The following is a 12,528-nucleotide window of genomic DNA, read 5'->3' as shown; positions in this document are numbered from 1 at the left end:
TATTATTTTCCTAAACAAAATTGAGAGAACAACTGGTCAATTAGGCTTTCATGGACTGTGTCACCAGTAATTTCACCAAGTATTTCCCACGTTCTTGTTAAATCAATTTGCACCATATCAATTGGTACACCATTTTCTATTGCCTCAATTGCATCACCGATTGTTTGTCCCGCTTGTGTTAATAATCCAATATGTCTCGCATTAGAAACATATGTCATATCTGCAGAATCGATTGTTCCTTCAAAGAATAAATCAGCTATTGCCTTTTCGAGTTCATCTATTCCTTGTTCCTCAATTAAGGATGTTGTAATAACACGATTTCCCGCAGCTAACTCTGTAACACGTTCCATATCAATCGCTTGCGGTAAATCAGTCTTATTCACAATAACAATAAAGTCTTTTCCTTGTACCGCATGGAATAGATCTTCATCCTCATTTGTTAAAGCCTCGCTATAGTTGACAACAACTAATACTAAATCTGCTTGGCTCATCATTTCTTTTGATCGCTCCACACCAATTCGTTCAACAACATCTTCTGTCTCACGAATACCGGCTGTATCTATAAGTTTAAGAGGTACACCACGCACATTAACGTACTCTTCAATAACATCACGAGTTGTTCCTGCAATATCAGTTACAATTGCTTTTTTCTCCTGAACAAGACTATTTAATAACGATGATTTCCCAACATTAGGTCTACCGATAATTGCTGTAGCAATACCTTCACGTAAAATTTTCCCTTGTTTTGATGTTTCTAATATTTTTTCGATTTCCGAACGAACATGCGTCGCTTTCTCAATTAAAATATTATGTGTCATCTCTTCTACATCATCGTATTCTGGATAATCTATATTTACCTCAACATGAGCTAATGTTTCTAATATTTCTTGACGTAGGCGACCAATTAATTTAGATAATCGCCCTTCCATTTGATTAATTGCTACATTCATCGCACGATCTGTTTTTGCTCGAATCAAATCCATAACAGCTTCTGCTTGTGATAGATCGATACGTCCATTTAAAAAAGCACGTTTTGTAAATTCGCCCGGTTCTGCCAATCGTACTCCTTGCGCTAGAATAAGTTGCAATACTTTATTTACTGAAACAAGTCCGCCATGACAGTTAATTTCCACTATATTTTCACGTGTAAAAGTCCTTGGTGCGCGCATAATAGACACCATAACTTCTTCAATAACTTGATTTGTATCTAAATCAACGATATGACCATAATGAATAGTGTGAGAAGGAACCTCTGTTAAATCCTTCCCTTTAAAAATACGGTCAACTTTCTCAACCGCATCATCCCCACTTACTCGAACAATGGCAATTGCACCCTCTCCAAGCGCTGTGGAAATCGCAGCAATTGTATCAAATTCCATGTCCTTTCACCTCACTTGCTTATTTATCTCTATTTCAACATGATTATTTCTTTCACTAAATTATTAGGATACCATAACGAACCTATCTACAAAAGAAGAATAACTCATTTTATTATATCCCCATGTAAAAAACACTAAACTTATTCACAGTGGATAAGTTTAGTGTTTTTTAGTTATCCACATCTATTTTTCGCTCAAAAAAACCGGCACTCATTTGAGCAACCGGTCATTTAGGAGATATTACAACATGCCGATGTGGTTCATTTCCTTCAGAAGTTGTTTTGATACCTTGATGATTTGATAATGCCTGATGAATAATTTTTCGTTCAAAAGATGGCATCGGTTCTAAAATAACTCTTTTTTTCGTATTAGATACTTGTTTCGCTAATCGATAAGAAAGTGATTCTAGCGTACTTTTTCTTTTACTACGATAATTTTCAGCATCTAGTGTAATACCTATATACTGCTTCGTGTTACGATTCGCAACAAGTTTTGTTAAATACTGTAAAGAGTTTAGTGTATTACCTCTTTTTCCAATTAAAACTCCTACATCATCACCAGAAATTGTAAATTCGATCTCGCGTCCTTTTACAACTTTACTAATTTCAACTTCCACACCCATATTGTGAATAACATTTCTTAAATATTCTTCACATTCCTGAATTGGATCTTTCTTCAATACAACTTCTACTACTGCAGGACGATTCCCAAATAAACCTAAGAATCCTCTTTTACCCTCATCGACAATATTTATATCTACTCGATCTTTTGATGTATTTAATTGCCTTAAAGCATCCTCTACTGCCAGCTCGACTGTTTGTCCTTTAGCAGTAATTATACTCACTTGCTTGAGCCTCCAGCTTTGCTAGCCTTAATCTCTGGCCCTTTGATAAAGTACATTTGAGCAATACCAAAGATATTACCAACAACCCAGTAAAGTGATAATGCAGCTGGGAAGTTAATTGCAAAGATTAAAATCATAATCGGCATAAGCCAAAGCATCATTGCCATTTGCGGATTTTGACCAGCTGTTCCTGCCATTGCAAGCTTTTGCTGAATAAATGTCGTAATTGCTGCAACAACCGGTAAGATATAGAACGGATCTGCCTGTCCTAAATCAAACCATAAAAATGTATGTTCACTAATTGCTGTTGTTCTCATAATCGCATGATAAAACGCGAATAAAATAGGCATCTGAACAAATATCGGTAAACATCCTGCCAATGGATTTACACCATTCTTTTGATATAACTGCATCATTTCTTGTTGTAGTTTTTGCTGTGTTGCTTGATCTTTAGAACTATATTTCTCTTTTAACTTCACCATTTCTGGTTGTAACGCTTGCATTGCTTTTGTACTCTTTGTTTGTTTAATCATTAATGGTAATAATGCAAAACGAATGATAAGAGTTGTAATAACAATTGCTAAACCGTAATTACTGTTAAATAAGTCGGCAAAATACGTGATTAACTGAGAAAGCGGATATACGAAATATTCATTCCAAATCCCAGTACTTTTCGATGTAATCGGCTGACCCGTTTCACTACAACCGGTGGCAATCGCCATTAATGCAACGACCATGGCTAGTAAACCTAATTTCTTTTTCAAAGCCTACTCCTCCTTGTATCGGTATGTATATAGTGTAATTCATTTCCTTACGCTACTTTTTTATTCTTTTCATACCAGAGCGTTTAAAGACATGAATTAAGCTTTTCTTTACTTCTTCATATGTCATCTCTGCACAAGGCTTCCTTGCTATTATAACAAAATCTTTTCCAGAATCTATCTCATCTTTTAACTCTGTAATAGCTTGACGGACCATGCGCTTAATTCGATTACGAACTACTGCATTTCCTATTTTCTTGCTAACAGAAAGGCCGATGCGAAAGTTTGGCTGTTCTTCTTTATCTAATTGGTATACAACAAACTGACGATTCGCATTTGATTTTCCTTTTTGAAAAACCGCCTGGAATTCATCATTCTTCTTTATACGATGTTTTTTCTTCATATCAATTGACACTCCTGTATTTCATCAGCGGAAATTCACTATTATTAGAAAAAAAGACCACTGAACGATCAGTGGTCTACGCAGATAATACTTTTCTTCCTTTACGACGACGAGCTGCTAGCACTTTACGTCCGTTCGCTGTGCTCATACGGCTGCGGAAACCATGTACTTTGCTGCGCTTACGTTTATTTGGTTGGTAAGTTCTTTTCATTATATGACACCTCCCTGAGGAATATCTGTTAAAGACAGTCCTATAAATTATAGTTAATCAACTAGGAAAATGTCAATGGTTCTAGAAATTTTCATTAAATATTCATTTTGAACCTATTCACATACTTTTTCACAGCATCTATATTTCCTTGTGGATAAATGTTTTTTCACGTTTTTTATATCCACAAACTTTTTTCCCACTTTTACACAGTATATCGTGTTGTGGACAAGTTTATTCCACAAGGTATTGATTTTGTGGATAACTTTCTTAAATTCATTGCTATAGCCACTTTTTTTTGATATTATAGTTGTGTTTTCACTTTGAATAAGTTTTCCACATCTTTATCTTATCCACAATTTGTGTATAACATGTGGACAGTTTTAATCACATGTGGGTAAACAGTTGTCCACATTTGGTTTTTTTGTCGAAAACCCTATCTCATATACAAACGACGTTTTTAGGTTTTAAAATACGTTTCGTATAAATATACATTTTATATTTATTAGGTTGTACATTTGTTGCGCAGCCTTATTCTTTTACCATCTTAGTAAAGGAGGGACACCTTTGGAAAATATCTCTGATTTATGGAATAGTGCTTTAAAAGAATTAGAAAAAAAGGTAAGCAAGCCTAGTTATGAGACATGGTTAAAATCAACAACGGCTCATAACTTGAAGAAAGACGTATTAACGATTACAGCTCCAAATGAATTTGCTCGTGACTGGCTAGAATCTCATTACTCAGAACTAATTTCAGAAACACTATACGATTTAACAGGGGCAAAATTAGCAATTCGCTTTATTATTCCCCAAAGTCAAGCGGAAGAGGACATTGATCTTCCTCCAGTTAAGCGGAATCCAGCACAAGATGATTCAGCTCATTTACCACAGAGCATGTTAAATCCAAAATATACATTTGATACATTTGTTATCGGCTCTGGTAACCGTTTTGCCCATGCAGCTTCATTAGCTGTAGCCGAGGCGCCAGCTAAAGCGTATAATCCACTCTTTATTTACGGGGGAGTTGGGCTTGGAAAGACGCATTTAATGCACGCGATTGGCCATTATGTAATTGAACATAATCCAAATGCAAAAGTTGTATATTTATCATCAGAAAAATTCACGAATGAATTTATTAACTCTATTCGTGATAATAAAGCTGTTGATTTTCGTAATAAATATCGCAATGTAGATGTTTTATTGATAGATGATATTCAATTTCTTGCTGGAAAAGAACAAACTCAAGAAGAGTTTTTCCATACATTTAATGCATTACACGAAGAAAGTAAACAAATTGTAATTTCTAGTGATCGACCACCAAAAGAAATTCCAACTTTAGAAGATCGTCTTCGTTCTCGCTTTGAATGGGGACTTATTACAGATATTACGCCGCCAGATTTAGAGACACGAATTGCAATTTTACGCAAAAAAGCAAAAGCTGAAGGGCTTGATATACCAAATGAAGTTATGCTTTATATCGCAAATCAAATTGATTCAAATATTCGCGAATTAGAAGGTGCACTTATCCGAGTTGTAGCTTATTCATCTTTAATTAATAAAGATATTAATGCTGATTTAGCAGCTGAAGCACTTAAAGATATTATTCCAAATTCTAAGCCGAAAATTATCTCTATTTATGATATTCAAAAAGCTGTCGGAGACGTTTATCAAGTAAAATTAGAAGATTTTAAAGCGAAAAAACGTACAAAATCAGTTGCGTTTCCTCGCCAAATTGCAATGTATTTATCACGCGAACTTACGGATTCCTCTTTACCAAAAATAGGTGAAGAATTTGGTGGACGTGATCATACAACAGTTATCCATGCCCATGAAAAAATTTCTAAACTACTAAAAACCGATACGCAATTACAAAAGCAAGTTGAAGAAATTAATGGTATTTTAAAGTAGTAGCTGAATAGTGTGAATAACTTACCTTGTTTTACGCACAGTCTATCCACATGTAGATAGACTGTTTTTACATCCTTCAAAGGGGTTATCCACATATCCACAAGCCCTATTACTATTACTACTATTTTTTATCTTTATTAATTAAATAAAATCTTATACTTACCGGAGGTTTTTCTTTATGCGTTTTACAATACAAAAAGACTATCTTGTAAGAGGTGTACAAGATGTAATGAAGGCAGTTTCTTCTCGTACAACAATCCCCATCCTTACGGGAATTAAAGTTGTAGCTACTGAAGAAGGGGTTACATTAACAGGAAGCGATGCTGATATTTCTATTGAATCGTTTATTCCAGTCGAAGAAGATGGAAAAGAAATCGTAGAAATAGCTCAATCAGGAAGCATTGTTTTACAAGCAAAATATTTTAGTGAGATTGTAAAAAAACTACCTAAGGATACTGTCGAAATTTCTGTGGAAAATCATTTTATGACAAAAATAAAATCTGGAAAATCAGAGTTTAACTTAAATGGTTTAGATTCTGCAGAATATCCGTTATTACCACAGATTGAAGAACATCATGTATTTAAGATACCAACAGATTTACTTAAGCATATGATTAGACAAACTGTATTTGCAGTTTCTACTTCTGAAACAAGACCAATCTTGACAGGTGTAAACTGGAAGGTATATAACAGCGAGTTAACTTGTATTGCAACAGATAGTCATAGACTGGCACTTCGAAAAGCGAAAATCGAAGGACATAATATTGCAGATGAATTTCAAGCTAATGTTGTTATTCCAGGTAAGAGCTTAAACGAATTAAGTAAAATTCTGGATGAGTCTGAAGAGATGGTAGATATTGTAATAACTGAGTATCAAGTATTATTCCGTACAAAGCATTTATTATTCTTCTCAAGATTGTTAGAAGGAAATTATCCAGATACGACACGTTTAATTCCAGCAGAGAGTAAAACGGATATTTTTGTAAATACAAAAGAATTCCTACAAGCAATTGATCGTGCTTCACTATTAGCGAGAGATGGCCGCAATAACGTTGTCAAATTATCAACTTTAGAGCAAGAAATGCTAGAGATCTCCTCGAATTCACCAGAAATTGGAAAAGTTGTCGAAGAAGTACAATGTGAAAAAGTAGATGGAGAAGAGTTAAAAATATCTTTTAGTGCAAAATATATGATGGATGCATTGAAAGCTCTAGATAGTACAGAGATTAAAGTTAGCTTTACTGGGGCGATGAGACCGTTCTTAATTCGTACAGTAAATGATGATTCAATTATTCAATTAATTTTACCGGTTCGTACTTACTAGGTAAGGAATAAGGGTTGCTAGTTTAAAGATGCTAGTGGCCCTTATTTGATTTTTGGGTATTACTTTCCTAATGTTAGTTTATTTAGTACAATGAAAGAATGAACACTTTCAGAAAGTGAGCGATTTTATGAAACATATTAAAATTTCAACAGAGTATATTACACTAGGACAATTTTTAAAGTTAGCTGATGTAATTGATACAGGTGGCGCTGTAAAATGGTTTTTACAAGAATATGAAGTGTACGTGAACAACGAACTTGAAAATAGAAGAGGTCGCAAACTATATGCGAATGATGTTATTGAAATTCCAGGAAGCGGAACTTTCCAAGTTCAGGCATAAAGGGGGAGCCCTTTGTTTATTTCAGAAATACAATTAAAAAACTATCGCAATTATGAAAAATTAGAGCTTTCCTTTGAAGATAAGGTAAATGTAATTATCGGCGAAAATGCACAAGGGAAAACAAACTTGATGGAAGCTATTTATGTTTTAGCGATGGCGAAATCTCATAGAACCTCTAATGATCGCGAACTTATCCGCTGGGATGAAGAGTTTGGTCAAATAAAAGGGAAATTACAAAAAAGAAACAGTTCTTTGTCTTTGGAATTAAATATTTCGAAAAAAGGTAAAAAGGCAAAATTAAATCAACTTGAACAACAAAAGTTAAGTCAATATATTGGCGTGATGAACGTTGTCATGTTTGCCCCAGAAGATTTAAATCTTGTAAAAGGAAGCCCTCAAGTAAGAAGACGCTTTTTAGATATGGAATTAGGACAAATAGCTCCTATATATTTGTATGAATTAAGTCAATATCAAAAGGTGCTCACGCAACGAAATCACTTGTTGAAAAAAATGCAAGGGAATAGTAAGAATGAGGAAACGATGTTGGATGTATTTACACTTCAACTAATTGAGCATGGTGCGAAAATACTGCAAAAACGTTTTGAATTTTTGCATTTGCTACAGGAATGGGCAGCTCCAATTCATCGCGGTATAAGCCGTGGATTAGAAGAGTTAGAAATTGTCTATAAACCAAGTGTAGATGTATCAGAATCAATGGATTTGTCGAAAATAAAAGAAGTATACTATGAAAGTTTTCAATCTGTGAAACAACGTGAAATTTTCCGTGGTACGACTTTAATTGGTCCTCATCGTGATGATTTACAATTCTTCGTTAATAGTAAAAATGTTCAAGTCTTTGGTTCGCAAGGGCAACAACGAACGACCGCACTATCCCTAAAATTAGCTGAAATTGAATTAATTTATTCAGAGGTTAAAGAATATCCAATCCTTTTGCTGGATGATGTTTTATCAGAATTAGACGATTATCGTCAATCACATCTGTTAAATACAATTCAAGGAAAGGTGCAAACATTTGTTACAACGACGAGTGTCGACGGAATTGAACACGAAACATTAAAAGATGCGAAAACAATTCATGTAACGAACGGCACGGTAGATTGTGAAATAGATAGGGCATAAACCCCTGTTTAAATGGAAAAGTAGGTGATCTTTGTGTCAATGGAACAAAAACAAATGCAAGAAAATGCATATGATGAAAGTCAGATACAGGTACTTGAAGGACTAGAGGCAGTTCGGAAACGTCCGGGTATGTATATTGGATCTACGAGTGGAAAGGGACTTCACCACCTTGTATGGGAGATTGTCGATAATAGTATCGATGAAGCGTTAGCAGGATATTGTGATGAAATTAACGTTAGTATCGAAGAAGATAATAGTATTCTTGTAACGGATAATGGACGTGGTATTCCAGTTGGTATACAAGAAAAAATGGGACGTCCTGCAGTAGAGGTTATTATGACTGTCCTCCACGCTGGTGGTAAATTTGGCGGTGGCGGTTACAAAGTTTCTGGTGGTTTGCACGGTGTTGGTGCATCTGTTGTAAATGCCTTATCAACAGAATTAGAAGTATTTGTACATCGTGATGGTAAAATCCATTACCAAAAATACGAAAGAGGTATTCCGGTTGCAGATTTAAAAGTCATCGGTGATACAGATAAGACTGGAACAATAACTCGCTTTAAACCGGATCCAGAAATTTTTAAAGAGACGACAGAATATGAATTCGATACGCTAGCGACTCGTATGCGTGAGTTGGCGTTTTTAAATCGTAATATTAAATTAACAATTGAAGATAAACGTGAACATAAGCAAAAGAAAGAGTTCCACTATGAAGGTGGAATTAAATCATATGTTGAACATTTAAATCGTTCAAAACAACCAATTCATGAAGAGCCTGTATATGTAGAAGGTTCAAAAGATGGTATTCAAGTTGAAGTTGCGCTTCAATATAACGAAGGATATACAAATCATATTTACTCATTTACAAATAATATTCATACGTATGAAGGTGGTACACATGAGGTAGGATTTAAAACTGCCTTAACACGTGTGATTAACGATTATGGTCGTAAAAATAACATTTTAAAAGATGCGGATAGTAATTTGACTGGTGAAGATGTTCGTGAAGGTTTAACAGCAATTGTGTCAATTAAACATCCAAATCCACAATTTGAAGGGCAAACGAAGACGAAACTTGGAAATAGTGAAGCGAGGACGATTACGGAGTCAGTATTCTCTGAGGCTTTTGAAAAATTCTTACTGGAAAATCCCAATGTTGCACGTAAGATTGTAGATAAAGGAACGATGGCAGCACGTGCGCGTGTAGCAGCTAAAAAAGCTCGTGAGCTAACTCGCCGAAAGAGTGCTTTAGAAGTTTCAAGTTTACCAGGGAAATTGGCAGATTGTTCTTCTAAAGATCCAGCAATTAGTGAAATTTATATCGTAGAGGGTGACTCTGCGGGTGGATCTGCAAAACAAGGACGCGATCGTCATTTTCAAGCAATTTTACCGCTGAAGGGTAAAATTATTAATGTTGAAAAGGCACGCTTAGATAAGATTTTATCAAATGATGAAGTTCGTACAATTATTACGGCGATTGGTACAAATATTGGTGGGGACTTCGATATCGAAAAAGCACGCTATCATAAAGTTATTATTATGACCGATGCCGATGTTGATGGTGCGCATATTCGTACCCTATTATTAACGTTCTTCTATCGTTATATGCGTCAAATAATTGAGTGTGGATATATATATATCGCACAGCCACCGTTGTTTAAGGTGCAACAAGGTAAAAAAATTCAATATGCTTATAATGATAAAGAACTTGAAAAAATATTAGCTGAGTTACCAGCCCAGCCGAAACCAGGAATTCAACGTTATAAAGGTCTTGGAGAGATGAATCCAACTCAGCTATGGGAGACGACAATGGATCCAGAAGTACGTTCGTTACTTCAAGTTTCTCTTCAAGATGCAATAGAAGCAGATGAAACATTTGAAATTTTAATGGGTGATAAAGTGGAACCACGTCGTAACTTTATCCAAGAGAATGCAAAATACGTGAAAAACCTTGATATTTAAATGAGTAATGACAGGAATCTAAGTATTCCTGTCTTCTACATATAAATCAATGTATGTATAACGGAAACGTAAGAGGAGGTGCTCGTTGATGTCAGACAATCAACAACAAGCACGAATTCGAGAAATTAATATTAGTCATGAAATGCGTACCTCATTTTTAGATTACGCAATGAGTGTTATCGTATCTCGTGCATTACCAGATGTTCGTGATGGATTAAAACCTGTGCATCGTAGGGTTTTATATGCGATGAATGATTTAGGAATTACAGCTGATAAAGCGTATAAGAAATCAGCACGTATTGTCGGTGAAGTAATCGGGAAGTATCACCCTCATGGTGATTCAGCCGTTTATGAAACAATGGTACGTATGGCGCAAGATTTCAGTCAACGTTATATGCTTGTAGATGGGCATGGTAACTTCGGTTCTGTAGATGGAGATTCAGCAGCGGCAATGCGTTATACAGAGGCAAGAATGTCTAAGATTTCTATGGAATTAATACGTGATATTTCAAAAAATACAATTGATTATCAAGATAACTACGATGGTTCGGAAAGAGAGCCGATTGTATTACCAGCGCGTTTTCCTAATTTATTAGTAAACGGTACGACAGGTATTGCAGTTGGTATGGCAACAAATATTCCGCCGCATCAACTTGGCGAAGTAATTGATGGTGTGTTGGCATTAAGTCATAACCCGGATATTACTATAGCGGAGTTAATGGAATATATTCCTGGACCAGACTTCCCGACATCAGGTTTAATCTTAGGTCGAAGTGGCATCCGTAGAGCTTATGAAACAGGGCGCGGTTCTATTATGCTTCGTGCCAAAGTTGAAATTGAAGAGAAATCAAATGGTAAACAATCTATTATCGTAACGGAACTACCTTATCAAGTTAATAAGGCACGATTAATTGAAAAAATCGCAGAATTAGTTCGCGATAAGAAAATTGAAGGTATTACAGATTTACGTGATGAATCAGACCGAAATGGTATGCGTATTGTCATGGAAGTACGTCGTGACGCCAATGCAAACGTACTATTAAACAATCTATATAAACATACAGCACTTCAGACAAGTTTCGGTATTAATATGTTGTCTCTTGTAAATGGAGAGCCTCAAGTACTAAATTTAAAACAAAACTTATATCATTATTTGGAGCACCAGAAGGTAGTAATCCGTAGACGTACTGCGTATGAATTAGAAAAAGCAGAGGCACGTGCTCATATTTTAGAAGGATTACGAATTGCTTTAGATCATCTTGATGAAGTTATTACGTTAATTCGTAGTTCAAAAACGGCTGATATTGCAAAGCAAGGCTTAATGGAACGTTTCGGTTTAAGTGAGAAACAAGCGCAAGCGATTTTAGATATGCGTCTGCAACGTTTAACTGGATTAGAACGTGAAAAAATCGAGCAAGAATATCAAGATTTAATGAATTTAATTGCTGAATTAAAAGCGATTTTAGCAGATGAAGAGAAAGTTCTTGAGATTATTCGTGAAGAATTAACAGAAGTAAAAGAGCGTTTCAATGATAAGAGACGAACAGAAATTACAATTGGCGGTATGGAATTTATTGAAGATGAAGATTTAATTCCTGAGCAAAATATTGCAATTACGTTAACTCATAACGGTTATATTAAGAGGTTACCAGCTTCTACGTACAAAACACAGAACCGTGGGGGACGTGGTGTACAAGGAATGGGTACGAATGATGATGACTTTGTTGAACACTTATTAACAACGTCTACTCATGATCATATTTTATTCTTTACAAACAAGGGTAAAGTATACCGTACGAAAGGATATGAAATCCCAGAGTATAGTCGTACTGCAAAAGGGCTACCAATTATTAACCTATTAGGGGTAGATAAGGGTGAGTGGATCAATGCCATTATTCCAATTCGTGAATTTGGTGACGACCAGTTCTTATTCTTTACAACGAAACAAGGTATTTCTAAGAGAACGCCACTTTCATCATTTGCAAATATACGTACGAACGGTTTAATTGCAATTTCGCTTCGTGAAGAAGATGAAGTGATTTCTGTACGTTTAACATCTGGCGATAAAGATATTATCGTAGGGACAAGCAACGGTATGTTAATTCGCTTCAATGAACAAGATGTACGTTCTATGGGCCGTAATGCAGCTGGTGTAAAAGCTATTACATTAGGCGAAGAGGACCAAGTAGTAGGTATGGAAATTGTTGAAGAAGATACGAATGTCTTAATTGTAACGAAAAACGGGTATGGTAAGCGTAC

Annotated in this window: 11 protein-coding genes (1 of these 11 running past the window's edge); 6 read left to right on the top strand and 5 right to left on the bottom strand. The window is 35.4% G+C overall.

The genetic code is table 11. The features are described 5' to 3' along the window. Positions 1–2: 2 nt before the first annotated feature. The 5 genes from mnmE to rpmH form a co-directional block, all read right to left on the bottom strand. Complete coding sequence (gene mnmE, locus MHI28_RS18155) at positions 3–1,379, bottom strand: tRNA uridine-5-carboxymethylaminomethyl(34) synthesis GTPase MnmE (RefSeq protein WP_000393760.1); 1,377 nt, start codon at positions 1,377–1,379, stop codon at positions 3–5. 226 nt (positions 1,380–1,605) lie between these two features. Further along, the gene (gene jag / locus MHI28_RS18150; RefSeq protein ID WP_000022797.1) at positions 1,606–2,223 is read right to left on the bottom strand and encodes an RNA-binding cell elongation regulator Jag/EloR; all 618 of its coding nucleotides are present in this window, start codon (positions 2,221–2,223) and stop codon (positions 1,606–1,608) included. Further along, positions 2,220–2,987: a YidC family membrane integrase SpoIIIJ gene (gene spoIIIJ, locus MHI28_RS18145; RefSeq protein WP_000727741.1), complete on the bottom strand. Its 768-nt coding sequence runs from the start codon at positions 2,985–2,987 to the stop codon at positions 2,220–2,222. Before spoIIIJ ends, jag begins: the two co-directional genes overlap by 4 nt. Positions 2,988–3,039: 52 nt before the next feature. After that, positions 3,040–3,387 carry a ribonuclease P protein component gene (gene rnpA, locus MHI28_RS18140; protein ID WP_000726621.1) on the bottom strand — a complete coding sequence of 116 codons (348 nt, stop codon included), beginning with the start codon at positions 3,385–3,387 and terminating at the stop codon, positions 3,040–3,042. A gap of 76 nt (positions 3,388–3,463) precedes the next feature. Then, positions 3,464–3,598 carry a 50S ribosomal protein L34 gene (rpmH, locus tag MHI28_RS18135; protein WP_000831901.1) on the bottom strand — a complete coding sequence of 45 codons (135 nt, stop codon included), beginning with the start codon at positions 3,596–3,598 and terminating at the stop codon, positions 3,464–3,466. 564 nt (positions 3,599–4,162) lie between these two features. Between rpmH and dnaA the strand changes: the two genes are divergently transcribed. The 6 genes from dnaA to gyrA form a co-directional block, all read left to right on the top strand. Further along, on the top strand, positions 4,163–5,503 hold the full coding sequence (gene dnaA, locus MHI28_RS18130) for a chromosomal replication initiator protein DnaA (protein WP_000428018.1): 1,341 nt from the start codon (positions 4,163–4,165) through the stop codon (positions 5,501–5,503). A gap of 178 nt (positions 5,504–5,681) precedes the next feature. Next, positions 5,682–6,827, top strand: a complete 1,146-nt coding sequence (gene dnaN / locus MHI28_RS18125; protein ID WP_001212884.1) for a DNA polymerase III subunit beta — start codon at positions 5,682–5,684, stop codon at positions 6,825–6,827. 127 nt (positions 6,828–6,954) lie between these two features. Next, entirely contained in the window at positions 6,955–7,167 is a 213-nt protein-coding gene (gene yaaA, locus MHI28_RS18120) for a S4 domain-containing protein YaaA (RefSeq protein WP_000680510.1), read from the top strand. Between the two features lie 12 nt (positions 7,168–7,179). Continuing rightward, complete coding sequence (recF, locus tag MHI28_RS18115; RefSeq protein WP_000470754.1) at positions 7,180–8,307, top strand: DNA replication/repair protein RecF; 1,128 nt, start codon at positions 7,180–7,182, stop codon at positions 8,305–8,307. Positions 8,308–8,346: 39 nt separating this feature from the next. Beyond that, a complete protein-coding gene (gene gyrB, locus MHI28_RS18110; protein ID WP_000435979.1) occupies positions 8,347–10,269 on the top strand; it encodes a DNA topoisomerase (ATP-hydrolyzing) subunit B in 1,923 nt (640 codons plus the stop codon). An 88-nt stretch (positions 10,270–10,357) separates the two neighbouring features. Further along, positions 10,358–12,528, top strand: partial view of a DNA gyrase subunit A gene (gene gyrA, locus MHI28_RS18105; protein WP_001282868.1) — the 5' portion only. The gene runs 301 nt beyond the window's last position; 2,171 of the gene's 2,472 nt are visible here — the first part of the coding sequence; the start codon lies at positions 10,358–10,360; the stop codon falls past the right edge of the window.

Origin of the sequence: Bacillus sp. FSL K6-0268 (assembly GCF_038005425.1) — a bacterium.
GTDB classification, from domain to species: Bacteria; Bacillota; Bacilli; order Bacillales; family Bacillaceae_G; genus Bacillus_A; species Bacillus_A thuringiensis_S.
This window is presented reverse-complemented; position numbering and strand designations above follow the sequence as displayed.